The organism is Nocardia sp. NPDC005366 (genome assembly GCF_040606855.1).
Classification (GTDB): Bacteria; Actinomycetota; Actinomycetes; order Mycobacteriales; family Mycobacteriaceae; genus Nocardia.
In genome coordinates, this window is the sequence record NZ_JBEXFQ010000006.1 from 23220 (window position 1) to 49161 (window position 25942).

General features: G+C 68.1%; 25 protein-coding genes. 7 read left to right on the plus strand and 18 right to left on the minus strand.

All coding sequences use genetic code 11. The annotated features are described in order from the left end of the window. Positions 1–19: 19 nt before the first annotated feature. On the minus strand, positions 20–862 hold the full coding sequence (locus ABZS43_RS08855; protein WP_355035253.1) for a hypothetical protein: 843 nt from the start codon (positions 860–862) through the stop codon (positions 20–22). Positions 863–1246: 384 nt separating this feature from the next. Here ABZS43_RS08855 and ABZS43_RS08860 point away from each other — a divergent pair, with 384 nt between their 5' ends. Next, positions 1247–1435, plus strand: coding sequence for a hypothetical protein (locus ABZS43_RS08860; RefSeq protein WP_355035254.1), 189 nt, complete (start codon positions 1247–1249; stop codon positions 1433–1435). 29 nt (positions 1436–1464) lie between these two features. Continuing rightward, positions 1465–2529 (plus strand): LLM class flavin-dependent oxidoreductase, encoded by a 1065-nt coding sequence (locus ABZS43_RS08865; protein ID WP_355035255.1) that lies wholly within the window; start codon positions 1465–1467, stop codon positions 2527–2529. 94 nt (positions 2530–2623) lie between these two features. On the opposite strand, the gene ABZS43_RS08870 is transcribed toward ABZS43_RS08865, so the two are convergent. Continuing rightward, entirely contained in the window at positions 2624–2746 is a 123-nt protein-coding gene (locus tag ABZS43_RS08870; protein WP_355035256.1) for a hypothetical protein, read from the minus strand. Positions 2747–2829: 83 nt separating this feature from the next. Here ABZS43_RS08870 and ABZS43_RS08875 point away from each other — a divergent pair, with 83 nt between their 5' ends. Next, on the plus strand, positions 2830–3111 hold the full coding sequence (locus tag ABZS43_RS08875) for a hypothetical protein (RefSeq protein ID WP_355035257.1): 282 nt from the start codon (positions 2830–2832) through the stop codon (positions 3109–3111). Positions 3112–3119: 8 nt separating this feature from the next. Here ABZS43_RS08875 and ABZS43_RS08880 read toward each other — a convergent pair whose 3' ends face one another. The 9 genes from ABZS43_RS08880 to ABZS43_RS08920 are packed head-to-tail and all read right to left on the minus strand — an operon-like array spanning position 3120 to position 13307. Further along, positions 3120–3392 (minus strand): hypothetical protein, encoded by a 273-nt coding sequence (locus tag ABZS43_RS08880; protein WP_355035258.1) that lies wholly within the window; start codon positions 3390–3392, stop codon positions 3120–3122. Further along, entirely contained in the window at positions 3349–4458 is a 1110-nt protein-coding gene (locus tag ABZS43_RS08885) for an NtaA/DmoA family FMN-dependent monooxygenase (protein ID WP_355035259.1), read from the minus strand. Before ABZS43_RS08885 ends, ABZS43_RS08880 begins: the two co-directional genes overlap by 44 nt. A 50-nt stretch (positions 4459–4508) precedes the next feature. Further along, a complete protein-coding gene (locus ABZS43_RS08890; protein ID WP_355035260.1) occupies positions 4509–5540 on the minus strand; it encodes an aldo/keto reductase in 1032 nt (343 codons plus the stop codon). Positions 5541–5578: 38 nt separating this feature from the next. After that, positions 5579–6802, minus strand: coding sequence for an acyl-CoA dehydrogenase family protein (locus ABZS43_RS08895; RefSeq protein WP_355035261.1), 1224 nt, complete (start codon positions 6800–6802; stop codon positions 5579–5581). Beyond that, a complete protein-coding gene (locus tag ABZS43_RS08900; protein ID WP_355035262.1) occupies positions 6799–8070 on the minus strand; it encodes an acyl-CoA dehydrogenase family protein in 1272 nt (423 codons plus the stop codon). Before ABZS43_RS08900 ends, ABZS43_RS08895 begins: the two co-directional genes overlap by 4 nt. Continuing rightward, complete coding sequence (locus ABZS43_RS08905) at positions 8067–9725, minus strand: ABC transporter ATP-binding protein (protein WP_355035263.1); 1659 nt, start codon at positions 9723–9725, stop codon at positions 8067–8069. Before ABZS43_RS08905 ends, ABZS43_RS08900 begins: the two co-directional genes overlap by 4 nt. Next, on the minus strand, positions 9722–10594 hold the full coding sequence (locus ABZS43_RS08910) for an ABC transporter permease (RefSeq protein ID WP_355035264.1): 873 nt from the start codon (positions 10592–10594) through the stop codon (positions 9722–9724). Before ABZS43_RS08910 ends, ABZS43_RS08905 begins: the two co-directional genes overlap by 4 nt. Then, on the minus strand, positions 10591–11679 hold the full coding sequence (locus ABZS43_RS08915) for an ABC transporter permease (protein ID WP_355035265.1): 1089 nt from the start codon (positions 11677–11679) through the stop codon (positions 10591–10593). Before ABZS43_RS08915 ends, ABZS43_RS08910 begins: the two co-directional genes overlap by 4 nt. A 17-nt stretch (positions 11680–11696) precedes the next feature. After that, positions 11697–13307, minus strand: coding sequence for an ABC transporter substrate-binding protein (locus ABZS43_RS08920; protein WP_355035266.1), 1611 nt, complete (start codon positions 13305–13307; stop codon positions 11697–11699). 265 nt (positions 13308–13572) lie between these two features. Between ABZS43_RS08920 and ABZS43_RS08925 the strand changes: the two genes are divergently transcribed. From ABZS43_RS08925 to ABZS43_RS08940, 4 genes are all read left to right on the plus strand, one after another. Beyond that, a complete protein-coding gene (locus ABZS43_RS08925; RefSeq protein ID WP_355035267.1) occupies positions 13573–13932 on the plus strand; it encodes a metalloregulator ArsR/SmtB family transcription factor in 360 nt (119 codons plus the stop codon). Positions 13933–14023: 91 nt separating this feature from the next. Further along, positions 14024–14905: a hypothetical protein gene (locus ABZS43_RS08930; protein WP_355035268.1), complete on the plus strand. Its 882-nt coding sequence runs from the start codon at positions 14024–14026 to the stop codon at positions 14903–14905. A 29-nt stretch (positions 14906–14934) separates the two neighbouring features. Next, positions 14935–16782, plus strand: coding sequence for a phosphoenolpyruvate carboxykinase (GTP) (locus ABZS43_RS08935; RefSeq protein ID WP_355035269.1), 1848 nt, complete (start codon positions 14935–14937; stop codon positions 16780–16782). After that, the gene (locus ABZS43_RS08940) at positions 16779–17009 is read left to right on the plus strand and encodes a hypothetical protein (protein WP_355035270.1); all 231 of its coding nucleotides are present in this window, start codon (positions 16779–16781) and stop codon (positions 17007–17009) included. The genes ABZS43_RS08935 and ABZS43_RS08940 overlap by 4 nt, the downstream gene beginning before the upstream one ends. Positions 17010–17034: 25 nt before the next feature. Here the strand turns inward: ABZS43_RS08940 and ABZS43_RS08945 are convergent, their stop codons facing one another. The 7 genes from ABZS43_RS08945 to ABZS43_RS08975 form a co-directional block, all read right to left on the minus strand. After that, complete coding sequence (locus ABZS43_RS08945) at positions 17035–18516, minus strand: NADH-quinone oxidoreductase subunit C (RefSeq protein WP_355035271.1); 1482 nt, start codon at positions 18514–18516, stop codon at positions 17035–17037. After that, a complete protein-coding gene (locus ABZS43_RS08950) occupies positions 18513–19979 on the minus strand; it encodes a proton-conducting transporter membrane subunit (protein ID WP_355035272.1) in 1467 nt (488 codons plus the stop codon). The genes ABZS43_RS08945 and ABZS43_RS08950 overlap by 4 nt, the downstream gene beginning before the upstream one ends. Continuing rightward, on the minus strand, positions 19979–20641 hold the full coding sequence (locus ABZS43_RS08955; RefSeq protein WP_355035273.1) for a hypothetical protein: 663 nt from the start codon (positions 20639–20641) through the stop codon (positions 19979–19981). Before ABZS43_RS08955 ends, ABZS43_RS08950 begins: the two co-directional genes overlap by 1 nt. 28 nt (positions 20642–20669) lie before the next feature. After that, on the minus strand, positions 20670–21620 hold the full coding sequence (locus tag ABZS43_RS08960) for an NADH-quinone oxidoreductase subunit H (RefSeq protein WP_355035503.1): 951 nt from the start codon (positions 21618–21620) through the stop codon (positions 20670–20672). 5 nt (positions 21621–21625) lie between these two features. Then, positions 21626–23560 (minus strand): proton-conducting transporter membrane subunit, encoded by a 1935-nt coding sequence (locus ABZS43_RS08965; RefSeq protein ID WP_355035504.1) that lies wholly within the window; start codon positions 23558–23560, stop codon positions 21626–21628. A gap of 41 nt (positions 23561–23601) precedes the next feature. Beyond that, complete coding sequence (locus ABZS43_RS08970) at positions 23602–24078, minus strand: oxidoreductase (RefSeq protein ID WP_355035274.1); 477 nt, start codon at positions 24076–24078, stop codon at positions 23602–23604. A 144-nt stretch (positions 24079–24222) separates the two neighbouring features. Then, positions 24223–25941 carry a SulP family inorganic anion transporter gene (locus tag ABZS43_RS08975; RefSeq protein WP_355035275.1) on the minus strand — a complete coding sequence of 573 codons (1719 nt, stop codon included), beginning with the start codon at positions 25939–25941 and terminating at the stop codon, positions 24223–24225. Position 25942: the final 1 nt, after the last annotated feature.

Genomic DNA, 25942 nt, shown 5'->3' on the forward strand with positions numbered 1-25942 from the left:
GCGATACCGGGCGAGGCGGTCAGCGCGACGCGGCGAGATCTCGCGCGAACCCCGCGCGAGTCGTCCACTCCGTTCGGAGATCTTCGCGCGTGGCCTCGGCCGCCCTGGCTCGCCACAACTCGATGGCGCCGGGCTGGAATGGATTGCCGCCCGGAAGCAACGGCGGGTTACCGGTATCGAAGCTCGATGCCAGTTCGGTCAGTCGCCCCGCGCCGAGCGCGGGCCACCCGTTGGCGAGTGCCCAGGTGTAGATGGCTTCGCCGCTGAAGCGGTGACCGGCCCGGTGCAGGATGTCGAGAATCGCGGTGGCATCGCGATAGTCCGAGGGCGAGACGAGCGTCAACGGATGGGTCAGCATTCCTGTCATGGTGATCAGCGCTTGGGCGACGATCGGATCGGGAGCGGGCGGCGCGGGCGGCATGATCGCGGCGCCGAGTAATTCGGGCTGTGTGAGAGCCGCCCACGCGGCGATATCGTCGAGCCGCAGCGGGGCGACGCACAGCGCGGTGGTGCGCGGCTCGTCGGCGAGTTCGGCGAGTTCGGCGCGGCGCGGCCACACCGCGAGCACCGGGCCTCGGTGCCATTCGGGAATCGGTTCACCGGCGACGGCGACGACGACACGGTGGTTGTCGACGAATTCGCGCAGCGCCGTACAGGTCGCGACGGTCGAGGCTTTCGGTACCCACAGCAGTGGAGTTCCACCGATGCGGCGAATCACGACGCTCACCCAGTCGACGGCGTCGGCGAGACCGAGGCTGCTGCCCGCGGTGGTCACGGCAGTGGGATACAGCCATCGACCGCCGGTCACCGGTGCGGCGTTCTCGCGCACCGTCGCCGTCGAAATCGGGACGAATCGAGCCATGGTGATACCTCGTTCCGCGTGGACATGCGGGCTGAGCGCCGACGTCGAGGGTGTCCCTACCGCGCTCGGGTGAACCGCATGGGCGAATTTTCGATCGACAGTCACAGTAACAGCGTTACCGGCGCTATGCCAGTAGCTGGCGCCAAGAGAACATCGCCGCGCACCCGAGGCACGAGACGATCAGTCGCTCATGTTCTCGCTGCTTCGGGGGAAATTCGCGGTATCGCGACGAACTCGAATACATACCGCGCCACCTGTTTGCTACCGAGTCGGCGACCACGCTGACCCGGCGTCGGCGGAGTCCGGCGCGCGCACCCTGCGGCGAATCCCTCGAATCTGTCGGAATTTATTCCCGATCGGACGAGCCTGCCCAGCTCAGAACCCATGGCGGCGGTCGAGAAGGCCCATCGGGCGCGGCCTCGAGCCGAAATCGGGGTCAATAATCTCGATGTCCAGGTGCCGGTCGCCGTCAACCGGGCGATCCGCACCATCGACCCGGCATACGAAAGGGACGCGACGACAGCGGCGAATACGGACTCCCGTGCCCGCGGCGTGCCGATTCCCGAACTCTGATCACGCCCCACCCGAACAGGAATCACCCCATGAGTCTCGAATTCCTCTGGTACATCCCCAATCAGGTCACCGCCGGACATCGCGGCGAACCGGTCACCGCCGACCACAACAGCCTGGAAACGCTCACCGCGCAAGCGAAAGCCCTCGAGGCGCACGGGTGGAAGGGGGCCTTGGTCGGCACCGGGTGGGGACGCCCCGACACCTTCACCGTCGCCACCGCGCTCGCCGCGCGGACGACGACCTTCGAACCGCTCATCGCGATCCGGCCCGGATACTGGCGTCCCGCCCACTTCGCCTCCGCCGCGGCGACGCTCGACCATCTCGTCGGCGGACGGGTTCGCGTCAATATCGTGTCGGGGAAGGACGATCTCGGGGCGTACGGCGAATCCGAGGACGACCAGGCCGACAGGTATGCCCGCACCAAGGAATTCCTCCAGCTCGTCCGCACACTGTGGACCCAGGAGAATGTCACCTACCACGGCGAGTACTACCAGGTCACCGATTCCACTGTCGCTCCGCGCATCACCCCGCGCGGCGACCGGCGGCATCCGACGCTCTACTTCGGCGGCGCGTCCGAGGCCGCCGAGCGCGTGGCCGCGACCGAGGCCGATGTGCAACTGTTCTGGGGTGAACCGCTCGAGGGTGTCCGGGAGCGCATCGAACGTCTGCGCGCGCTGAGCGACGAACTCGGCAGGGAACACGCCCCACTCCAATTCGGGCTCCGCATCACCACTTTCGTCCGCGACACCACCGAACAGGCGTGGGCCGACGCGGAGGCGAAAGTCGCCGAGATGGCGAAGAACCAGACCGAGCCCGCGCAGAACCCGCACCGCAGGACCGCCGTCGGCCAGCGGCGACTGCTCGACCTGGCCGCCCGCGGCGACGTCATCGATGACAACCTGTACACCGCGCCGGGCCGGGTCGGCGGCGGCGGCGCGGGCACCACCTGGCTCGTCGGCTCCCCCGAGGACGTCGCGAAATCGCTGCGCAGATACCGCGATCTCGGCATCACCCATTTCGTGCTCTCCGACACCCCGTATCTGCGGGAGATCGCGCGTCAGGGCGATCAACTGCTGCCGCTGCTCCGGGAATGACGGCGCAGCGCATCGCGGCAGCCCTCCCGCGCGAGCGGGAACAGCACGACTGGCGACGCCTGGTCGTCGTCTTCGCCATCACCCAGACGGTCGGCTACGGCGCGATGATCCAGGCGTTCACCGTGCTGCTGATACCGATGTCGGAATCCCTCGGCGTCTCGCGGACCGCGGTCACGCGCGACACACTGCTCACGCTGGCCGCAGGCCTCGCGCTCATCGCCATTCCCGCCCACCTGTGGGCGGTACCGAGCACCTCCGCCCACACCGGCCGGGTCACCGAGCGCAGCGGCGTTCCCGTCGATGATGGTGACCTACTTCCGCGAGGTCGGGCATTCCGCGACAACCGCTGCCGCACTGCCGATCACGGTCGGTGTGGCCCAGATCCTCTCCCGGCTGGCGCTGGCTCCGCTGGCGCGCCGGTTCGGCATGACGACGGTGACCGCGGTGTCGTTCGCGGTCCAAGGTCTCGGACTGGTGCTACTGCCCCTGGTCGGCACTTCGCTGCCGCTGACCCTCGCCTGCGTCATCGCGTTCGGCCCTGGTGCCGCTGTCCCTACCGGGTCGGGCGGTTGGGACGACTAGCTGATTCTTCAAGCGGGGAGGCTCTCCGCGCCACGCTGCCGATGCGGGAACGGCAGCCCGAACCGTTCACGCAACGTCGGCTCGCCGTATTCCTTCTGGAACAGCCCGCGTTCCTGCAGGATCGGCACCACCAGTTCGGTGAAATTCGGTAGGTCGACGGCGGTTTCGGCGGGCATGACGGTGAATCCGTCGGCCGTGCCCGCCGCGTACCACGCCGCAAGATCGTCGGCGACCTGTTCAGCCGAGCCGACCAGCAACCGGTGGCCGGAACCCCCCCGCACCGCGCTGGATCAACTCGCGCGGCGTGCGCGGCCCCTCCGCGATGAGCGCGCGGGTGGAGATGCTGAAACCGGTGGAAAACGCCCCGGCGGGAACAGTTTCGGGTAGATCGGCGGCGCTGATCGGGTCATCGGGGCCGAATTCCGCCTGCGGCAGACCGAGATCGGTCAGCAGGGCCGCGGTGAGCCGTTCGATCGGAAGCCGGTCGTAGAGTTCCTGCTCACGACGGCGCGCCTGCTCCTCGGTGGCCGCGACCAGGACGACAACGCCGAGGGAGATCTTCACGTCGTCGGGATGACGCCCCGCCGCCGCCGCCCGCCGACGGATATCGTCGCGGAACGCGACCGCCTTCGCCTTGGTCTGCGCGACGGTGAACACCACGTCGGCGAAATCGCCCGCCAGTTTCAGACCGCCCTCGGAACCGCCCGCCTGAACGACGACGGGTCGTCCCTGCGGGCCGGGTGCGACCGGCAACGGGCCGGCGACCGAGAAGAATTCGCCCTCGTGGTCGATCGGACGGATCTTCGCCGTGTCAGCGTACTGACCCGACTTCTTGTCCGCGACAAGCCAATCCGATTCCCAGCTGTCCCACAGCCGAGTGACGACATCGAGAAATTCCCGGGCCCGCCGATAGCGGGTGTCCTTGTCCGGATGCTCGGTCAGGCCGAAATTCGCTGCCGCGGCCGGTGTTCCGGTCGTGACGATATTGACCGCAGCCCTGCCCTTCGTGACGTGATCGAGCGCCTGGAAGCGCCGCGCGAGGTTGTAAGGCGAGTTGTACGTGGTGGACGAGGTGATCACCACGCCGAGATTCTCGGTCACCGCCGCGAGATTACCGAGCAGCACCAGCGGGTCGATTCCGGTGCCGGGAGCCTCCTCGATCTCCCCGCGCAGCGCGGGTCCGTCGCCGAGGAAGACCGCGTCGATCTTCGCGGCCTCGGCGATCTTCGCCAAACGCTGGAAATAGTCGATATCGAGGTAGGCGAGCGGATCGGCGTGATCCAATCGCCACGCGTGGCGAAAGTGGCCCGGCGTCATCAGCGACAGGTTCAAGTGAAATCCGGTCATCTACGCTCCTGTGATTCGGCGGCCCGTTGGCCGCGAACGGGTCGCTCGGGTCAGAGCTTCAGGCCGGTCCCGTGCACGCCGTGCTCCTCGATGAGAGCCAGTTCGTCGTCGGTGAGCGCCGGGAAATTCAGCGCGGCGATATTGTGGTCGAGTTGCGCGGTGGAACTCGCGCCGATCAGCGCCGAGGTGACTTCCGGCCGCCGCAGCACCCACTGCAATGCCAGCTGCGCGAGCGACTGGCCCCTGGCCGCGGCGATCTTGTCGAGCTCGGAGGTGCGCTGGCGGTAGGTCTCATCGATCACGTCCGGCGACAGGAAGGTGCTGTTCTGCGCTCGCGCGCCCTCCGGAATCGTCTCCAGGTACTTGTCGGTGAGCAGGCCCTGCGCCAGCGGCGAGTACACGATCACGCCGAAGCCGTCCTCGGACGCGGTGTCCAGCAGACCTTCGCGCTCGGGACGCCGGTCGTAGATCGAGTAGCGGGCCTGGTGGATGAGCAACGGGACACCGGCCCGGCGCAGCAGTTCGGCGGCTTCGTGGGTCCGGTCGGCCTGATAGTTGGAGATGCCGACGTAGAGCGCTTTACCCTGTTCCACGGCGCTGACGAGCGCGCCGACCGACTCCTCCAGCGGGGTGGTGAGGTCGGGGCTGTGGTGATAGAAGATGTCGACGTAATCGGTGCCGAGATCGCGCAGGCTGTGGTCGAGCGAGGTGAGGATCGATTTGCGCGATCCGCCCCGCAGATAGGGGCTCGGACCGATCGGGTTACCCGCCTTGGTCGACAGGATCAGCTCGTCGCGGTAGGGAGCGAGATCCTTGGACAACACCGTGCCGAAATTCTTCTGGGCGCCGCGATGCGGAGGTCCGTAGCGGTCGGCATTGTCGAAATGGGTGATGCCGAGATCGAATGCGTGCAGAATGATTTCGCGCTGTGTCGCGAACGGGTAATCGGTGCCGAACTTCTGCCACAACCCGAACGAGAAGGCCGGGAGATCCAGGCCGGATTTGCCGGTGCGGCGGTACGGGACTTTCTCGTAGCGGTCCGCGGCGGCGGCGTAGGTCAGGTCGAAGGGGCTCGAGCTCATCGGTGTCGTCTTTCCGTTCTGTGGGTTATCGGGTGGACTCAGAAGAGGCCGGTGGTCGGCGGTTCTTCGCCGGTCAGGTGATACGCGCCGGCGACCGCGTACTTCCACTGCCGCGGATTGTGATTGGCGGCGGTGCGGGAGTTGCGCCAGTGCCGGTCGAATCCGAGATCGCGGTTGGTGATGGAGCCTCCTCCGACGTCGAAGAGCAGCTCCGCCGCCTTCAGCGCGGATTCGATGGCGATCGCTCCCGCCTGGGCGACGTGCACGGCGGCGCCGGCGCCGGCCTCGCGCGCGGCGGTCCCGGTGAGACCGCTGACCTCGCCCAGCGCCTCGGCCGCCAGCAGGACGACCGCGCGGGATGCCTGCGCGCGGGCGGCGATCTCACCGACCGTCTGCCGGACGTAGGGATCTTCGGCGCTCGTCGCCGCGGAACTGTGCTTGATCGGCCGCGCCTTCTCCCGGACGTACCAGACCGCGTCGTCGAACGCTCGCGCGGCGACCCCCGCCTGTACCGCCGCGAGATAGAGCTGGGCGAAGGAACCCGTCCAGGGATTGTCCAACGGGTTGTCGCCGAGCGTGGTCACCTCGTCGTCGCGGACGCGCACCTCGGTCAGGCGCGTGGTGCCGCTGGCGGTGAGCCGCTGACCGACAGCGTCGAAATCGTCGAGCCGCTCGACTCCCGTGCGGTCGAAGGGCACGGTGAACCGGACCACCGTGCCGTCCTCGGCCAGCGCCTGGGTGGAGAGCCAGGACGCGTAGAGACCGCCCGTCGAGTAGTACTTCTCGCCGTTGACCACCCAGCCGGAGCCGTCGCGGCGGGCCGTCGCGTTGGTCTGTCCGCTCGCTCCGCCGGTGCGCTCGTTCGCGGTACCGGCGAACAGCGCGCGGTCGCGCAGCCGGTCCAGGACCACGGCGCGCTGCGGTAGGTCGGGCCGACCCGCTACCTGGTTCGCGATCAGGAAGGTGCTGCGCAACGCCTGCGCCACACTGGAATCGGCGCGCGCCACGTCGATGACCACCTCGGTCACCGCACGCGGCGAACCGCCTGCGCCGCCGTCCTCCTTCGCGATGCCGACGAGTCCGATCCCCGCGTCGGCGAGCGCGCGAACCTCCGCGAACGCGTAGTCGCGGGTCTGCTCGCGCGGCCCGGCCGTTTCGCCGAGACGTCGCAGAATCGGGCAGATCGCGGCTCGGACGCCATCAACGGTGAGATCGGAATCCGTTGTCGCCGAGCGCGGTTCGGGTTCGGCCAGGGTGGTCATCGCCGCACCTGCGCTGCGGGCCGCTCGATCGCGTCGGTGACCGACGCCCGGTTGCGGTAGTAGCCGGGAACCGGCGCGACGCCGTTGACCAGAAAGTCCCCGATCACCCTCGGCTTGTAGACCACCGGGTTGTGCGAGGCCAGCGTCCTGGCATTGCGCCAGTGCCGGTCCAGGTGCACGCTATTGCGCGCCAAGGACGAACCGCCCGCGTCGAACGCCCGCGTCGCGGCGTCGAGCACGGCTTCGATCACGGCGACCTGGGCCGCCGAGGTATCGAGGTAGGCGCGGGTGAAATCGGCTTCCTCGCCGGTCGATTGCGCGGCCTCCAGGCGTTCGGCGGCCAGACGCAGCAGCGTCTCCGCGGTCAGCCTGCGGACCTCGAGCGTGCCGACGACTCCGAGCACCTCGGGGTCCTCGGTCGCGTTCTGCGTCACCGCGTGCAGACTCGTCCTGGTTCGCGCGCGGACGATATCCACGGTTTCGGCGACGACGCTGCGCGCGATCCCGGTCAGATTCGCCAGATGCACGATCTGCACGAACGAGTCCAAACCGCGCAGGGATTCCTTGAAAGCGCCGATATCGCCGTGCGACTCGACCGGAACATTTTCGAAAAGCGTGGTGCCGCTGCCTGTCTGTCGCTGCCCGACCCCGTCCCAGTCGTCGACGTGGGTGACGCCGGGGTGTCGAGCGGGGATGACGACGAAGCCGCGCGTGCCGTCGTCGTCGGCCACGGCCGCGCGAATGAAATCCGCGAATCTCGCTCCGGTCGAATAGAACTTCGTGCCCGAGACGAAGCGGTCGCCGTTCTCGTCCGTGCGCACCCGCGTGGTCGTCGCGCCCCACTCGGGCGCCGCCGAACCCGCGGCGACCGCTTCGGCCACGACAGCCGACGGTTCGGACTGCGCGTTGCCGAATACCGCGCCTTCGCCGATGCGCCGCAGCCAGTACCGCCTGACGTCCTCGTCGATTTCGGCGCGCAAGATCTCGACGGTGGTGAAATGCCCACGCCAGATCTGCGGAATATTCGAATCCGCCTGCCCCGCTTCGGCCAGCAGGTCGAACAGGGTCGGCAGATCGACGTCGAAGCCGCCGAATTCGGCGGGCACCCGCAATCGGCCGAAACCGGCGGCGGCCAACGCCCGCACATATTCGTCGGGATGTTCGAAGGCGAGGTCGCGCTCGCCGACGCCATCGGCCAGTTCGGCGAGAACCGACCGGATGCGGACCAGCGCCGCATCGAGCGAACTCGGTTGTGCTGTCGCGGTCATGACAAACCTCCTACGGTGAGTTCGCGACCGGCGATCGCGTCGATCAGTCGCACGGTGTACTCGTTGACGGGATCGGAGAAGACCTGATCCACCGCGCCCTGCTCGATGATGTGTCCGTGCCGCATCACCGCGACCCGATCCGAGATGGCTCTGACTACGGCGAGATCGTGGGAGATGAACAGGTAGGTCAGGCCGCGTTCCTCCTGCAGGGTGCGCAGCAATTCCAGAATCTGCGCGGCGACCGACACGTCCAGTGCCGAAATCGGCTCGTCCAGCACCAGCACCTTCGGTTCGAGGACGAGCGCACGCGCTATCGCGACACGTTGACGCTGCCCACCGGACAGCTCCCTGGGGTGGCGATCGACGAAATCGGCAGGCAGGGCCGCGGCCCGCAACGCGGCGACGACCCGGTCCAGGTCCGGACGTCGCCCACGCGGCCTTCGTCCAGACCGGTACGACCGCAATGGTTCGTCGATGACGTCGTACACGTCGAAACGGGGGTCGAACGAGGCGTACGGGTTCTGGTAGACGATCTGCACCTCGCGCCGCAGCGGCCGGAAACCACGCCGCCCGAGCCGAGTGATGTCGTTGCCGAGCAACGAGACTCGTCCCGAACTCGCCTCGGTGAGTCCGGTGAGCACGCGGGCGGTGGTCGATTTGCCGCTGCCCGACTCACCGACGATGGAGAATGTCTCACCCCGGCGCACCTGGAACGAGATGCCGTCCACGGCCGCGACGTCGCCGTATTCCTTGCGCAGCTCGGAAACCTCGATGACGGTGGCCCGGACCGCGTTCGGCGCGACCCTGGCACGTGGCCGCGTGCGCCGGGCGGGCACGCTGTCCAGCAGCCGCCGGGTGTAGTCGTGCCGCGGGTTCGCGACGACCTGCGCGGTCGGGCCCGCTTCGACGAGCCTGCCCTGTCGCATCACGCCGATGATGTCGGAGCGATCGGAGGCCACGCCGAGATCGTGGGTCACCAGCACCATGGCGGTGCCGCTGCGCCCGCGGATGTCATCGATGAGGTCGAGCACCTGTTTCTGCACCGTCGCGTCCAACGCGGAGGTCGGCTCGTCGGCGATGATCAGTTCGGGCTCGGCCGCGACCGCCGCCGCGATGAGCACGCGCTGGCGCATACCGCCCGAGAGTTCGTGCGGGTACTGCCGGTAGCGACGCTCCACATCGTCGAAGCCGACCAGTTCGAATAATTCGTGGACGCGCTCGCGTCGCGCCCGCGTGCCGAGGTCGGTGTGCAGCAGCAGTACATCCTCGACCTGGTGGCCGACCCGGCGGACCGGGTCGAGCGAGACGGTCGGATCCTGCGGAACGAGACTCACCGCCCGGCCGCGGATCCCGCGCCAGCTCTGCGCCGACAGGTCGGTGAGAACCTGGCCGCGGAAAGTGATCCGGCCGCCGATCACCTCGCCGTTATCGGGAAGCAGTCCGAGAATGGCATGCGCGGTGGTCGTCTTGCCTGACCCCGACTCCCCCACCAGTGCCAATACCTGGCCGGGCCGCACCTCGAAGGACACGTCGTCGACGACGGGTTCGATATGCCGCCGAACCCGGTAGCCGACGCTGAGATGCTCGACGGCAAGCACCGGAGTGGTCGCCGGGTCCTGAGGCTTCGCCGTCGGGTGTTCGTGGACGACGCTCATGAGGACGTCCTTCTGACGAGGTGATGGGAGATGTGATTGGTCGCCAGTACGACGACAACGACGGTGAGTCCCGGCCACAGCGTCAACCAGCCCCTGGTCGCGATGTAGTTGCGACCGTCGGAGACGAGTCGGCCCCATTCCGGATCGGGCGGCTGCGCGCCGAGTCCGAGGAAGCTGAGCGAGGCGATCCAGATGATCGCGATGCCGAACTGCACGGTGATCAGCGACAGCGTCGGACCGAGGGAATTGGGGATCACGTGCCGGCGCAGAATGTCGAAAGTGGATGCGCCACTGGTGATCGCGGCCTCGACGTAGTTACTGGTGCGCGCCTCGAGCACTTTCGAGCGGATCAGTCGCGCGAAGGTCGCCGACGCCGTGAGACCGACCGCGATACCCGCTTGGAAGACGCCGAAGCCGAGCAGGACGACGATGGTGATCGCGAGCAGGAAACCCGGAATCGACAACACCACGTCGATGATCCGCATCAGGACGCTGTCGGTGAATCCGGCGAACCATCCCGCCAGCACGCCGAGCAGCGTGCCCACCGCGACGCCGACCGCAACCGCGACCGCCGACCCGGACAGCGACGCACGCGCCCCGTAGACGACCCGCGTGTAGAGATCCCGGCCGAGCTGGTCGGTGCCGAACCAGTGTTGCCCCGAGGGCGCTTTCAGCTTGTTCGCCGGATCGACCGCGAGCGGGTCGTAGTCGACGAACAGGCCGGGCACGACGGCCCACAGCACCACCACGGCGACCACGGCCACCGCGAGCAGCAGACTCCAGTGCCCGCCGAACCAGCGCGCTGCCGCGACAGCGCGACCCGGCGCGACCGGCGGTGCGGCATCGGGTTTTTCGATGACCACCGTCATGGCATCGCCATTTCCGTCGGCAACCGGTGCGGAGCGGGCACGGCGGCAGGGGCGATCGCCGCGCGCCCGATGCTCTCGCTCACCCGGCCCTCGCTCACAGGGCCCGCGCTCACCCGGCTCTCGCGCACTCGGCTCTTCGTCACCCGCTGCGATTTCCCGTCGACGAGAACGCGCGGGTCGACGAACGGATAGACCAGGTCCACCGCGAGGTTGACGAGTACGTAGGCCACCGTGGAGAGCAGCACAACGCCCTGCACCACCGGCAGGTCCTGGGTGTCGACGGCCCCGACGGTGAGCTGACCGATTCCGTCCCTGGCGTACACCGATTCGGTGACGACCGAGCCCGCGATCAATTCGCCGAGGGCAAGCCCCAGCAGCGTCAGCACGGGCAGCGAGGAATTGCGCAGCACATCCTTGCGGAAGATATAGCCCTCACCCGCGCCTTTCGCACGCAGCACATGGACGAAGGGCGCGCGGCGGGTGGAATGGACCGACCCGGCGAATACCTGCGATATCGGCGCGGCGATCAGGAGGCCGATCGTCGCGGCGGGCGCGAGCAGTGCCAGGAAGGTGCCGTCGTCGACGGAGGGAATGAGGTGGAACCGGAACGACAGGAACTGCAAGGCGAGAATGCCGACCACGAATGTGGGCACCGAGGCGAACAGCGCGGGCGCCGCCCCGAAGAGGCCGCGCAGCCACGCCCGCGGCGCGTAATTGCTCGCCAGCGCGACGACCGCCGCGAAGAGCAGCCCGAATGCCAATCCGAGCCCGGTGAGCCGCAGGGTGCTCGGCAGCACCTCGGCGAGCAGCTGCGTGACGGGTTTGCCGTTCGACAGCGAATAGCCGAATTCTCCGGTCAGCACCCCGCGCAGCCCGTGCAGATATTGTTCGACAATCGGCCGGTCGAGGCCGTAGTACTCCAGCATGATGCGTCCCGCCTCCGGCGAGATCTGCGCGTCCGGATTCTGGATCTTGTTGTTGACCGAATCCCCCGGCAGCGCACTCAGCAGGACGAAGGACAGGGTGTAGGCGGCCCACAGGACCAACACCGCCTGCCCCAGTCGTTTCACGACATAGCCGCGCATTTCGTCACCTTCCGCTACTACTCGGCGAGCCAGGTGTCATAGAGCCAGGTGCGCGCGGTGGACTCCGTGGCGAAGCCGTGCACGCCAGGCGCGAGGCCGAATACCTGGGTCTCGTCGTAGAGCGGGATCACATAGCCCTCAGAGAAGAGGTGATCCTCGATCGCTTGCACGGCCTTGGCCCGCGCGGCCGGATCGAACGCGAACGCCTGCGCCCGGACCAGTTCGTTCAACCTCTCGTCCGGGGTCGTCGCGTGCAATTCGTTCGTGCCGGCGGTATCGAACGCGGTCCGCAGCACATCGGGTTCGGCACGCGAGGTCTGGCCCTGAACCAGCGCCCATTCGTCCGGTCGAGCGGTCTGGGTGGCCTCGTACTCCGTCAGCGAAGTGCTGTGGATATTCAGCTCCACTCCGGCCTTCTTCCACTGCGACTGCAGCAATTCCAGTACCGGCTGGGAGACCTGGTAGTACGGCGCGACCCAGATCTCGATCCGCAGGCGCTTGCCGTCCTTCACCCGGATTCCATCGGGCCCCTTCTTCCAACCCGACTGTTCGAGAAGGGAATCGGCCTTGTTCGGGTCGTAGCCGAGGTACTTCGTCGCGTCACCGCGACTGGGCGTACCCTGCACCAGAACGCTGGTCGGAATCGGGTAGCTCGGCGAGAGCACCGTCGCGTTGATCTCCTCGCGATTCGTGGCCGCCTGCAGCGCGAGCCGCACGTTCTTCTCGAGAATCGGTGCGGTGGAATCCAACTGCGCGGAGAGCTTATTGGTCTGTCCCTGCACGGGGAAGGCCAGGATCCGGCCGCCGGCCGCGGTCACCGACTCCTCGTCGTACGGGGCGATATTGCGCGCGATATGGGCCTCACCCGACTGCAACGCACCGACGCGAGTGCCCGCTTCGGGAACGGTCTTGAACACGACGCGCTCCAGGTATGCCTTGCCCTGGTGGGCCGAACCCTCCGGGGCCCAGTTGTAGTCCTCGCGCCGCTTCAGCGTGATACCCGTTGTGCCGTCGACCGATTCGACCACGAACGGACCGGAGCCGATCCAGTTCGTCGCCAGCCCCTGACCGTTGAGGTCTTTGTCCAGAAAGGGTTTCGCCAGAATGGAACCCGCGCGATAGAAGGAGGCGACCTGGAGGAATCCGGCGTTCGGCTTGGTGAAGGTGATCTCGACCGTGAGCGGGTCGATGACCTCGGCGCCCTGGTAATCGGAGAAGAAGCGGTCCGGCGGGATGCCGAGTTTCGCGTCGCCGATGCCGTGCTGGTCGTAGTTCGCCTTCACGATGGCGGCGTCGAGGGGATCGCCGTTGCTGAAGGTGACGCCCTCGCGCAGGTGGAACCGATATTTCAGCTTGTCGTCACTGATCTCCCATGACTTCGCCAACCACGGCCTGATCGCGCCGCTCTCGGTATCCTGCCAGGTCAACCGCTCCGCCAGATTATTGGCGACCTGGCTGTTGGACCAGATGGAATTGGTGGGAAGCCAGGCCGTGTACTGGACCGGGTCGTAGAACTGGAGCGTGCCGCCGAAGACGGGGTCGCCCCCCGAATCGCCCGACGAGGACGACGGGCCACCGCAGGCGGCGAGCGCCGACGCGAGGGCGGCGGCCACTGCGGCCGTGGCCAAGAGTGTGCGGAATCGTATGTTCCTCATTGCGGTGGCGGGTCTTTCATCCGGATCGGACGCCGAACGCATCGGTCGGGCGTTAGTCCAGTGAGTGGACCATTGACCGCCACCGCGGTGCGATGGGTCAGCTCACGGTGATTGAAATCCCGCGGCGGCGCGGCGGCGGATCAGTTCGGACGAGGGCAGATCACCCCACGCGGTCTACGAGTTGCTAAGATTAGAAATCAACCCTATAGCCGTCGCGATGCGGAGAGTGGAGGACGTCATGGCGGATTCGCGTCAGCCGCTCTATCGGATGAAGGCCGACTTCTTCAAGACGCTCGGTCATCCGGCGCGGATACGGGTGCTGGAGCTGCTCAGCGAACGCGATTACGCGGTCTCGGAGATGCTGCCGGAGGTCGGCATCGAACCGGCCAACCTGTCGCAGCAGTTGTCGATCCTGCGACGCACCGGACTGGTGACCGCGCGCCGTGAAGGATTGTCGGTGTCCTACGCCCTGACCTCGCCGCGTGTCGCGGAGTTGTTGACGGTGGCCAGAGCCATTCTCACCGGGGTCGTCGCCGGGCAAGCCGAACTGCTCGAAGAGCTGCCCGAGCCCGCGCTCGTCACCGAGTCCACCGGCTGATCCCGATACCCCGGCGAAGCCGGTAACCCATTCCCACTGATTGCAGGATTTCTAAAGTGCAAACCTTACACAGATCGGATCTGCGCCTACGGTGACCAACGATGCCGCGGCCGAGGACGACGCACCCCTGTACGGCGGCCCACGTTCGACCGGAGTCGACGTGGCCGTCGCGGCCGTGCGGGAACCATCCGGACGCGGTCAGCACGATCGGACGGTCCGGTCGTGTTGGACGGCGATGGAGGACTACACCGCGCTGATCGGTGATCGCACCGCGCTGCGCGCGTTGGCGCTGCCACTGACCGATGGCGCCGTGCCGGAAGTGGTCGCGCGGGTGCTGGATCTCCCGGACACCGTCGCGGCCGTGTTCGTCATCGGGTTGGGGCCCGCGGAAGCGACGGCCGTGCAAGCGGAGACGACCTCGGCCGGAGGTCCGCTGGTCCTCACCCAACTCGACGTGGTCAGTGCCGCGCTGGCCGCCGCGACGGCCACGGTCCTGCATGCTCGCGGCGTCGCGCCCGGGCGGGGCCGGGTGGTGGTGGCGGGTGCGGACAGCGCGCCGCGGCTGGAGCCGGTGCTGCGCGGGTCGGGCACGGGCAGCGTCACCACCTTCTTCCACCGCGACGCGTCGACGATTCCGCTGCGCCCGTTGATGACCCATCACGATGTCCTGATCGATCTGACGGGCACCGTATCGCCGTCGACGGCCCCCGGTCGCACCATTTCGGTCCCGATCGATCTGTTCGACATGACTTCCATCGCGCTCCCAGGACTGCTCAGCGCGTTGTGCGGTCACGGCTGTTCGGTGTTGACCGCCGATGCGCTTGCCGCGGCGGCCCGCGCGATCGCGTTGGTCACCCCGGCGGGCCGAACGCTGCCCGACCTGAACAACCGGGTGCTTGTCTCAGCGGTCGCCCGCCACGTCAGCAGAACCCTCGACGCGCGGCAGACGCCGTATCCGCACCGTCACTCCTGACCCGAACCCCTCTGTAACTAAGGAACACCGTGACCTCGACCATCAGCGAAATGGCCCCCGTTCCATTCCGTCATCCAGGAATCTCCGACTGGGTCGAGGGCGTCGCCGATATCACCACACCCGACCGGGTCGTATGGTGCGACGGATCCGACGACGAATGGCGCACGCTGACCACGCGTCTGGTGGACAAGGGCACCCTCGTCCGGTTGTCGAGCAAGCCGAACTCGTTCTGGTGTGCTTCGGATCCCGACGACGTCGCACGGGTCGAGGACCGCACATTCATCTGTTCGGAGGTCGAAGCCGACGCGGGGCCGACGAACAACTGGATGGACCCGGTCGACATGAAGACCCTGATGACCGAGGAATACCGCGGTGCGATGGCCGGGCGCACGATGTATGTGATCGCGTTCTGCATGGGCCCACTCGATGCCGCCGAGCCGAAATACGGTGTGCAGATCACCGATTCGGAATATGTGGCGGTGTCCATGCGGATCATGACCCGCTCCGGCACCCCGGTGTGGGCACAACTCACGCCGGATACCGAGTTCGTCCGCTGCCTGCACTCGGTCGGCGCACCACTGAAACCGGGACAGGCCGATGTGGCGTGGCCGTGCGACCGCACCAAATACATCTCCCACTTCCCCGAGGAGCGCATGATCTGGAGCTACGGCTCCGGCTACGGCGGCAACGCGTTGCTCGGCAAGAAGTGCTATTCGCTGCGCATCGCCTCCACCATGGCCCGCGATGAAGGCTGGCTCGCCGAGCACATGCTCATCCTCAAACTCACCTCACCCGAGCAGCAGGTGCACTACATCGCCGCGGCGTTCCCGTCCTCGTGCGGCAAGACCAACCTCGCCATGCTCGAACCCACCCTCGAAGGATGGACCGCGCAAACCATCGGCGACGACATCGCCTGGATGCGATTCGGCGACGACGGCCGCCTCTACGCGGTCAATCCCGAAGCCGGGTTCTTCGGCGTCGCCCCCGGCACCGGCGCCCACACCAACCCCCATGCCATGGCGACCATCGCAGGCGGCAACTCGATCTTCACCAATACCGCGCTCACCGACGACGGCGACGTCTGGTGGGAGGGCATGACCGACACACCGCCAGCCCATCTCACCGACTGGCTGCGCCAGGACTGGACACCGGAGTCGGGCACGCCTGCGGCACACCCGAATTCGCGGTACTGCACCCCGATCGCGCAGTGCCCCACCGTCGCTCCCGAGTGGAACGACCCCCGTGGAGTGCCGATTTCGGCGATCTTCTTCGGCGGTCGCCGGGCAACAACCATCCCGCTGGTCACCGAATCATTCACCTGGCAGCACGGGGTGTTCCTCGCCTCGACCCTGTCCTCGGAGACCACCGCCGCCGCCACCGGCAAAGTCGGTGTCGTGCGCCGTGACCCGATGGCGATGCTGCCGTTCCTCGGCTACCACGTCGGGGACTACTTCCAACACTGGCTCGACATCGGCGCCAGGGCCGACCCCGACAAGCTACCGAAGATCTTCTACGTCAACTGGTTCCGGCGCGACGACGACGGCACCTTCCTGTGGCCCGGCTTCGGGGAGAATTCCCGCGTCCTGAAATGGGCCGTGCAACGGGTCACCGGCACCGCCCACGCACAATCGACCCCCATCGGTTACGTGCCCGCCCCCGAGGATCTCGACCTGGATGGCGCGGATCTCGACGAGGCGAAAGTCCGTGCGGCACTGACGGTCGACACCGACGAATGGATCACCGAGACCTGGTCGATCCGGGACTGGTACGCCACCATCCGCGCCAACAAACTCCCCTTCCCCCTGCGCGAGGAACACGCCGCCCTCGAGCGTCGCCTCACCACAGCGGCAGCCACCGAGACAGAAAGCGACTCATGAACACCATTACCCAGCTGGAGAACACCATCTGCCACCTCGAGCTCGCCGAGCTCGCCCACACCACAGTCTCCGCGCACGCCGTGGTCCAGACCATCGACCCGAACACCCTGGCCGTCGTCGTGTTCTGCGGCCACAACACCCAGATCATCGAAGACGCGATTCGAAGCCAGCACTACAACACCAAGGAAATCACCACGACCAGCGACATCATCACCGTCACCATCTGAGCGCGATCGCGGACAGCACGCTCGGCTACAGATCGTTGCCCGCGTAGGAAAGATCGAAGCTCTTGTTCACCAAAGGGAAGTCCGGGACGATCGTATCGGCCATCGCGACGGGTAGAGCGGGCCAGTTGAACCAGGACGGATCGACGATCTTGGCGCGGGTGATCCTCCCGTCGTCGCCGAGTTCCACCCGGTGCACGATGGTGCCGCGCCAGCCTTCGACGATGCCGACGCCGCTGCCCGCCCGATGAACATTCGTGCGGTCCTCGCTGAATCGCAGCGGCCCGGTGTGGTTTTCGACAAGTCCGACCACGAGCGCGGTCGAGGCGGCGAACTCGTCGCGGCGCACGAGGTAGCGGGCCAACACGTCACCGCCGGTGGCGCCGACCTCGGTCACCGGCAGTTCGACGGTGGGGTGCTCGACGCGGGCGTCGGTCGCGACGCCGCTGGCACGGGCGGGGTAGCCGAGGCAACCGAGCGCGCGGGCATCGTCGGCGGCGAGCACCCCCGTGCCGGCGAATCGGTCGTAGATCCCCGCGTTCCCCAATGTCAGCTGAGCTATCTCGGCGAGATCGGCGGCAATCGCATCCAGTTGTCGAGGATCGGGAAGCGCTCGCAGGACAACCCCGCCGGGGCGAATCGCGCCGCGCAGCAGCCGGTGCCCGGTGACAGCGGCATTCGTTCGCAGCAATTGTTCGCGGATCCGCTGGGCGTGGGAGTTCGCGAGGCCGAAGCCGACATCGTTGGCGAGCGCGCCGAGATCGGCGGCGTGGTTGTAGAGACGTTCCAGCTCGACGAGCATCGCCCGCATCCGGTGCACCTCGTCGGGGAGGCCGATGCCGCAGGCTTCCTCGACGGCGAGGCTGTGTGCGAGCGCGTGCGCTGCCGAGGTGTCACCGCTGATCCGTTCGGCGAGTTCCACCGCACCGGCGGCCGGTCGGCCGTGGAACAACCGCTCGATCCCGCGGTGCACGTACCACAGTCGCGCTTTGAGTCGAACGATCGTCTCCCCGACCACCGAGAACCGGAAGTGGCCCGGTTCGATCAGCCCGGCGTGCACGGGCCCGACCGGGATCTCGTAGACCCCGGTGCCAGCGACGGTCAGGAATCGCAGCTCACCGGAGCCGCCGAAGTCGGGCATATCACCCGCGTCGGCGCGCATGGGGTGCCAGTCCTGCGGCCAGTGCGCGTGCCGCACCAGCCTGCGTGGCCGCGGATGCCCGATCAGCCGGATCCCGTACAGGTCCGCCATCTCCCGTTCGAAACGACCGGCGGGGAACGACAAGTAGGCCAGTGACCGCAGGGCCGGATCGGCGGCGGGCATCGAGCATTCCAGCTCGATGCGGCGGTCTGGCCGACCGGCCAGGAACAGGTACACCACCCGCAATACCGGCCCGTCGTCGTGCGCGGCGGTCAGCGCCAGCCGGAAGCCCGCGTCGAGGAGTTCCTCTGCGGCATCGGCCAATTCGTCGCCGGAGATAACGCGGCGGGTCCGTTCGTGGTCGGTCATCGTCCGCTCACCTGGTTCGCGGCGGTGGTGAACAGATCGGTGAAAGGTCCAGCGGTGACACCGAGGACGGTCGAGGCGACGACGCCGACGATCAATGCGGCCGCCGTGGTCGCCGGGACGGTGATCGCGGGCGCGGCGGCGGGTGGGGAGCCGAGCAGAATCGTTGTCGCGTTGCCGACCAGCGCGGCGAACGCGATCGCGATCAGCACAAGGGCGATACCGAGCGCCCAGGCCAGTCGCGCGTCGGTGAGTGCGCGGGCGAGCGCGAGTTCGCTGGCGAACAGCGCGAACGGCGGCAGGCCGAGCAGTCCGACCATTCCCACGGTGAACGCGGTGCCGATCAGCCGCGAGCGCGCCGCCACACCCGTGATCGCGGCGATCGCGGTGGACTCGTGCGCGGCTTGCACCGGCCCGGTGGCCAGGAACAGCACGGTCTTGCCGATGCCGTGGGCAAGCACGTGCAACAGCAACGCGGCGATGGCGAGTTCGGTCCCAGCGGCGGCGGCGAGCGCGATCAGCCCCATGTTCTCCATGGAGGAGTACGCCAACATCCGTTTGACGTCCCCCGTCACGGTGAGCATCAGCGCGGCGACGAGCAGGGTGAGTAGTCCGACGATCAGCAATCCCGCGCGAAGGTAACCGGGACCGGCCGCGATGTCCACGATCGATTTCACTCGCAGCAGCACAGAGAAGGCCACCGCCAGCAACACACCGCTCATCAACGCCGACACCGGGGCGGGCGCTTGGCTGTGCGCGTCGGCGAGCCAGGTGTGAAACGGCACCAGCCCGACCTTGGCGCCGTATCCGATCAGCAGGAGCGCACCGGCCAGGCGGGTGACAGCCGGATCGAGATCACCCGCGTGGGCGAGCAGGACATCGAGCTCGAGGGCATGTTCGGCGGGCGCGCCCGCGTGGCGCGCCGCGAAATAGAGCAGCACCGTGCCCAGGAAGGCGACCACGATCCCGACCGAGCAGATCACGACGTACTTCCAGGTCGCCTCGAGCGCGGATGTGGTGCGTCGGTGCCCGACGAGGAACGCGGTGGCGATCGTGGTCGCCTCCACCGCGACCCAGACGACACCGATGTTGTTGGCGCACACCGCGAGCACCATCGCGGCCAGGAACGCCGGAACCAGCCCCGCGTAGATTCTCGCGCCGTGCCGGTCGGTGTGAGCGTGCGCGAGTTCGGCGTCGATGTAGCCGATGCCCGCCCAGGTCGCCAGGGTGCCGACGACACCGATAACGGTCAGCATCGTCACCGACAGGGCGTCGGCCCGCAACAACCCACCGAGCAGCAGGTGTTCGGCGCCTGCGAGGTCCGCGCCGAGCGCGGCGGCGCAGCCGAGCACGGTGAGCGCGGCGAGCACGGTGACCAGTGCGGTGGCGCGGCGCCATCCGGCGATGGCGCCGGTCACCGAGGCGGTGACGGGCGCGAGGATCGCGATCAGTACCAGTGCGGTCATCAGTCGTGCAACTCCCGCAACTGGTCGAGGTCGGCCCCACCGAAAGCGCGCCGCAGTCGTCCGGTCAGTACGCCGATGACCGCGACCGCGAAGAACACATCAAGGGAGACACCGAGTTCGACGATCAGCGGAACCCCGGCGGTGAGCAGGAACGCCGTCGCCGCGACCCCGTTGTCGAGCATGAGGAATCCGGCGGCCTGGGAGATCGCGTGACGGCGCGTGGCCATCACGAACAACGCGATCAGCACGACAGCGAACGCGGCGGGCGCCGCGTCGGTCCCCGGTCCCGGTTCCAGCTCGGCGAGCGGGCGCGTCACCGCGAACGCGACAACGGTCAGCCCGGCCGCGACGAGCAGGGAGGAGGCGGTGTTCACCAGCGGGGTGGCCTCGCGGTACTCGCGGCGCTCGGCCCCCGCGGCGCGCGCCAACAACGCGGGGAGCACGCCCGCCCGCAACACCAGCACCACGACACCGACGATCAGCAGGGCGACGTCCCCGTCGTACACCCCCTGGGTGATCGGAATCGCCGCCAGCGCGACGCCTTGCGCGGCGAGCAGGCGGGCGATGGCGCCGAGGTCACGGCGCCACACCACCAATACCGCGGCCAGCAGCAGTCCGCCCGCGGCGAAGTCGAGCACGCTCACGTAGCCGGTATGGGTCACAGCGCTCCCTCCATCCGCATCAACACGCTCACCCACGCGGGGTGAAGAAGTTCGCGGCCGTGACCGCCAGCAAAGCCAGCAGGAACGACCCGGCCAGGAGTTCGGGTACCCGGAACAGCCGCAGCTTCGCGAGGAACACCTCAGCGCCCGCCAGCAGCACCGCCAGCACCGCGACCTTCACCACGAGCGCGGCGAGGCCGACACCGACACCGAGCGCGGTCGGGGCCGCCCCCGCGATCCCCCACGGCAGGAACAGATTCGACAGCAACGCCAACAGGACGGTCAGCCGCATCGCACCGGCCCATTCCACCAACGCCAACCGCGGACCGGCGTATTCGAGCACCATCGCCTCGTGCACCATCGTCAACTCCAGATGGGTCGACGGATTGTCGACCGGCAGCCGACCGGTCTCGGCGATGATCACGATCACCAGCGCCGCCGCGGCCAACACTCCGGCCAGCGACGCGACCCGGTCCGGGTGGTCGAGCGTATTCGCCACCAGCGCACCGAGATTCGACGACCCCGCTGGAATGGACAGCGCGAACACCGACAGCAGGATGGTCGGCTCAACCAGCGCCGCGATCACGGTCTCCCGGCTCGCGCCCATTCCGCCGAACGCGGTGCCGGTGTCGAGGCCCGCCAACGTCGACGCGACGGTGCCGAGGAACAGCAGACCGACCACCGCGAACAGATCGGCTGCCCCGTCGAGGGGCGACCCGGTGGCGACCAGTGGCGCGATCGCGGCGATCAGCAATGACGTGCCCGCGAGAACCGCGGGGGCGGCGGCGAATACGACCGTGGTCCCTTCCGGGGTGATCGACTGTTTGCTCAGTTGCTTGCGCAGATCTCGCCACGGTTGGGTGATCCCCGCCCCCTCGCGGCCTTCCATGCGCGCGCGTACCCGGCGCATCGCCCCGAGTACCAGCGGGGCGCCGACCATCACACCGCCGATCTGGACGGCCCCGGCCGCACAGGACATGACGTTCATCGCGCCACCACCAACGCGATCAGCACACCGACCGCGCCATAGGCCAGATACAGGTGCACACTGCCGGTATGCGCGCGGGCCACCATCGACGCCGCCCGCCGGACCGTGCGAATCACGGGACGATACAGCCGCTCCTCGATGGTGTCGGTGACGCGGGCGCGGTAGGCGACCGAGTCCACCAGATACCGGGATTCGGCGTGCGGGGTGATCTCGATATCGGTGTCCGGGCGCAGCACGTCGTCGAAGACGCGCTGCATCGGCTCGGCGAAGGAGGTCGCCGTGTACTGCATGCGCGCGTTCGGCTGCTCCGCGCCGCACGCCCACAACGGCAGCACCCGCGGCGCGGGCCGGCGCCGGGCCCGCCATCTGGTCACCCCGAGTGCGGTGACAATCGCCACGATCAGCGCGACCGCGATCACCGTCGGCGCGATCGACCCCGACAGTCCGGGCAGCCGCACCGTCAGAGCCAGACCGGTGAAATCGACACCGCGCGAGGGCGCCAGGACGGCGAGGACCCGCCGCAGGAGCGGACCGAACATCAGCGGGGCGAGCCCGAGCGCCAGACACGCGCTCGCCGCGAGCGTCATCGCGGCGAGCATCGACGCGGGAGCCTCGCTGGCGTCGGCGGCGTCGCGGGACCGGGGACGGGCCAGGAACCCGACCCCGAAAGCCTTGACCATCGCCGCGACACCGAGACCGGTGGTCAACGCGACCGCGCCGACCGCCAGCGGCGCGGCCAGCGCCACCACCGGATCCGCATGGCGGCCGGAGTGAATCAGCGACTGCACGATCAGCCATTCGCTGACGAACCCCGCTCCCAGCGGCAATCCGGACGCGCCCAATGCCGCGATACCGAACATCGCCGTGGTCACCGGCATTCGCCGCGCCAGCCCGCCGAGGCGATCGAGATCGCGCAGTCCGGTCGCGGCGAGCACCGATCCCGCCGCCAGAAATCCGAGACACTTGAACGCCGCGTGCGCCACCAGATGCAGCAACGCCGCCGCCATCGCCACGGTGGCCGCCGCGGCAGCGCCGACATCGGCGAGCAGGATAGCCGCGCCGAGCGCCAGCACGATCAAGCCCATGTTCTCGGTAGTCGAAAAGGCCAGCAGCCGTTTGAGATCCGTTGCCACCGACGCCTGCAGGACACCGTAGAGCGCGGTTATCCCGCCGAGCACGAGCAGCGCCGAACCCCACCAGCCCGGCGCGGGCCCGAAAAGCTGCAGGTCGAATCGGATGATGCCGTAGATGCCGAGGTTCACCATCGCCGCGCTCATGAGCGCCGACACCGGGCTCGGCGCCTCCGGATGCGCGCGCGGCAGCCACGCGTGCAACGGCACCAGCCCGGCCTTGGATCCGAACCCGGCGACCGTGAGCACGAACACGACATCGCGTGTTCCCTGCGGCAGCTCCGTGAACTCGCCGAACCGGTCCGCGCCACCGGCGGCCGCGGCGGCGATCAGCAGCCCGATCAGAATGGCGACGAACCCGAGCTGGGTCATCACCGCGTAGAACACTCCCGCCGACCGCACTTCCGGTCGCCGATGCTCGGCCAGCACCAGGATCAGCGAGGCGGTGGCCATCAATTCCCACATCAGCAGAAACGTCGTCACCGATCCGGAGGCGGGCACCAGCAGCATCGCCGCCACGAACGCGGGCAACACCGACAGCGGCAATCGGCCCAGATGCGCGTGCCGCGCATAGCCGACCGCATAACCACCGACCGGCACCGCCACCGCGCCGATCAATGCCATGAAGAACCCGCCGACCCGGTCGAGGTCGAAATACACCCCCGACAGCGGCAGCAGCCAGCCGACCGACACCGACCCCACGGCGCCGAACACCGCGGCCAACCCCGCCACCACGCCCGCAACACCCAGTGCCGCGGTCGCGATTCCAGCGATGACCGCGTGAACAGCGTTGCGGCGCACCGGGATTTCCGCGGCCGGTGCGATGGCGGCGGTGGTGGTGGTCACCGTCCGGTCACCGAACGCAATGCGGCGACGATGCGGTCCGGCGACGGCGGGCAACCGGGGATCTCGACATCGACATCAACTACGTCACCGACCGCGCCGACCACACCGTAGGCGTCGGCGAACACGCCACGATTCAGGGCGCAGTCACCACAGGCGATCACCAGCCGCGGCTGCGGTGTCGCGCCGAGAGTCCGCCGCAGCGGTTCGGCCATATTCCTGGTGACCACGCCGGTCACCAGCAGCGCGTCGGCGTGACGCGGGGAAGCCACCAACCGCGCACCATAGCGTTCCACGTCGTATACCGGCCCGAACGCGCCCGATATCTCGACCTCGCAGCCGTTACACGAGCCCGCGTCGACATGGCGGATCTGCAGCGAACCACGAACGGCGGCGGGAACATCGGCGGTCGTGGGCGCCGCCGGTCGCGGTTCGGCCACCCGGCCGACCCGCAGAATCTTGCGCACCCAACCCATCGGCTCTACCGGCTGCCGGGTCGAGTATCCACATCGCCCACGACTAGAGGTCTACCAGAGAATGCCCCAGTAATCTCTTTGATTGCGAAGATAAGCAACCATGCATTGGGTGTCGCCGCGTGCCACCCTGCACGCGCCCCGGACTCAGCCCGGAATCTGGGTGAGCGCTTGCTCTCGAACCTCGGTGATCGCGGGAGTGTCGGTTTCGGCCGTGAGCGGCCTGCGGGTGATGGGAGGGCCGCTCAGCGGCAGGTAACGGCGGGCGTGGTCGATCGCCTCGCGAGTATTCGCGAACACGCTTTCGCTGCCGCCCGCCGGTAGCGCGCCGATGGCGGTGAGGCGTCGCTGATGGTCGGCCCGCAGTCCGGACAGCAGCACGGTGATGTGACGGTGCTCCAGCTTGCTGATGGCGTCCTTGAGGACCAGTGCGCCGGTGGTGTCCAATGCGGTGATCTTGGACATGCGCAGAATGACGACCTTCACATCGGCGACCTCGGCCAGCTCGAGCAGGAACCGGTGCGCGGCGGCGAAGAACAGCGGTCCGTCGATGCGGTAGGCGACGATGTGGTCACGCAGTAGGTCGTGTTCCTCTGCGAGATGGTCGCTTTCGTCGAGGGGAACCTGTTCGAGCCTGGCCTCGCGAGCCACCGATCGCAAGGCGAGCGCGACAGCGATGCCGACACCGACCGCGACGGCGGTGACCAGGTCGAGCGCGACGGTGACGGCGAAGGTGACGAGCATGATGATCGCGTCGGCGCGGGACGCCCTGGCGATCGCGATCAGCGCGGCGGTTTCCACCATGCGCACCGTGGTCGCCAGCAGCACGCCCGCGAGAGCGGCCAGCGGAATGTCCGCGACGAGCGGCGCGGCCAGATAGATGATCGCGGCGAGCAGCACCGCGTGGGTGAGCGCGGCCAACCGGGTGCGCGCACCGGAACGGACATTGACCGCGGTGCGGGCGATCGCACCGGTGGCGGGCACGCCACCGAACAGCGGTGCCGCGATATTGGCCAGGCCCTGGCCGAGTAGCTCCCGGTCCGGGTTGTGCCGAGTGCCGACGCACATCGAATCCGCGGCGGTGGCCGAGAGCAGCGATTCGAGCGCGGCCAACGCGGCCACCGCGAGCGCGGGTCCGATCAGCGAACCCAGCTCGTTCGGATGCAGGAAACTCAGCGACGGCGCCGCCAGCCCCGATGGGATGGTGCCGATGCGCGTGAGGTCCATGTCGAACAGCGCCGCGGCACCCGTGGCGACGGCAACCGCGATCAGCGCGAACGGCAGCTTCGGCAGATAGCGTCCGCCGATCAGGATGACCACGGCCACCACCAGCGCGGTAACCGGTGTCGCGACGCTCGGCGCGTCGATGAAGCGACGCACGGCATCGAACGCCGACTGCCACACCTTCTCGCCCTCGGCATGGGCGATGCCGAGCGCGGACGGGAACTGTTGCAGCGCGATCACGACCGCGATCCCCGCGGTGAACCCCTCGATCACCGGGGCGGGCATATAACGCACCGCACGTCCGACACCGGCGAACGCGAGCGCCACCAGCACGATTCCCGCCATCAGCCCGACCGCGAGTACCCCGGTCGCGCCGTGCGCGGCCACGATCGGCACGAGCACCACGGTCATCGCGCCGGTCGGTCCCGACACCTGGAACCGCGACCCGCCGAAGATCGCGGCCACGACACCGGCGATGATCGCGGTGGCCAGACCCGCGGCCGCGCCGAGCCCCGAACTGATGCCGAAGCCGAGTGCAAGCGGCAGCGCCACCAACGCGACGACCAGACCGGCCATCAGGTCCGCGCCGGGAGCGCGGAACGCGGGCTTCCATTCCGACCAGGTCGGCAGCAACGTCCGCATG

Bases quoted from the DNA above. Each gene is read 5' to 3' on its own strand.
- ABZS43_RS08855 (WP_355035253.1), bottom strand. From the start codon at position 862: ATGGCTCGATTCGTCCCGATTTCGACGGCGACGGTGCGCGAGAACGCC.
- ABZS43_RS08860 (WP_355035254.1), top strand. From the start codon at position 1,247: ATGGCGGCGGTCGAGAAGGCCCATCGGGCGCGGCCTCGAGCCGAAATC.
- ABZS43_RS08865 (WP_355035255.1), top strand. From the start codon at position 1,465: ATGAGTCTCGAATTCCTCTGGTACATCCCCAATCAGGTCACCGCCGGA.
- ABZS43_RS08870 (WP_355035256.1), bottom strand. From the start codon at position 2,746: ATGAGCGCGAGGCCTGCGGCCAGCGTGAGCAGTGTGTCGCGCGTGACC.
- ABZS43_RS08875 (WP_355035257.1), top strand. From the start codon at position 2,830: ATGATGGTGACCTACTTCCGCGAGGTCGGGCATTCCGCGACAACCGCT.
- ABZS43_RS08885 (WP_355035259.1), bottom strand. From the start codon at position 4,458: ATGACCGGATTTCACTTGAACCTGTCGCTGATGACGCCGGGCCACTTT.
- ABZS43_RS08890 (WP_355035260.1), bottom strand. From the start codon at position 5,540: ATGAGCTCGAGCCCCTTCGACCTGACCTACGCCGCCGCCGCGGACCGC.
- ABZS43_RS08895 (WP_355035261.1), bottom strand. From the start codon at position 6,802: ATGACCACCCTGGCCGAACCCGAACCGCGCTCGGCGACAACGGATTCC.
- ABZS43_RS08900 (WP_355035262.1), bottom strand. From the start codon at position 8,070: ATGACCGCGACAGCACAACCGAGTTCGCTCGATGCGGCGCTGGTCCGC.
- ABZS43_RS08905 (WP_355035263.1), bottom strand. From the start codon at position 9,725: ATGAGCGTCGTCCACGAACACCCGACGGCGAAGCCTCAGGACCCGGCG.
- ABZS43_RS08910 (WP_355035264.1), bottom strand. From the start codon at position 10,594: ATGACGGTGGTCATCGAAAAACCCGATGCCGCACCGCCGGTCGCGCCG.
- ABZS43_RS08915 (WP_355035265.1), bottom strand. From the start codon at position 11,679: ATGCGCGGCTATGTCGTGAAACGACTGGGGCAGGCGGTGTTGGTCCTG.
- ABZS43_RS08925 (WP_355035267.1), top strand. From the start codon at position 13,573: ATGGCGGATTCGCGTCAGCCGCTCTATCGGATGAAGGCCGACTTCTTC.
- ABZS43_RS08940 (WP_355035270.1), top strand. From the start codon at position 16,779: ATGAACACCATTACCCAGCTGGAGAACACCATCTGCCACCTCGAGCTC.
- ABZS43_RS08945 (WP_355035271.1), bottom strand. From the start codon at position 18,516: ATGACCGACCACGAACGGACCCGCCGCGTTATCTCCGGCGACGAATTG.
- ABZS43_RS08950 (WP_355035272.1), bottom strand. From the start codon at position 19,979: ATGACCGCACTGGTACTGATCGCGATCCTCGCGCCCGTCACCGCCTCG.
- ABZS43_RS08960 (WP_355035503.1), bottom strand. From the start codon at position 21,620: ATGTCCTGTGCGGCCGGGGCCGTCCAGATCGGCGGTGTGATGGTCGGC.
- ABZS43_RS08970 (WP_355035274.1), bottom strand. From the start codon at position 24,078: ATGGGTTGGGTGCGCAAGATTCTGCGGGTCGGCCGGGTGGCCGAACCG.
- ABZS43_RS08975 (WP_355035275.1), bottom strand. From the start codon at position 25,941: ATGCGGACGTTGCTGCCGACCTGGTCGGAATGGAAGCCCGCGTTCCGC.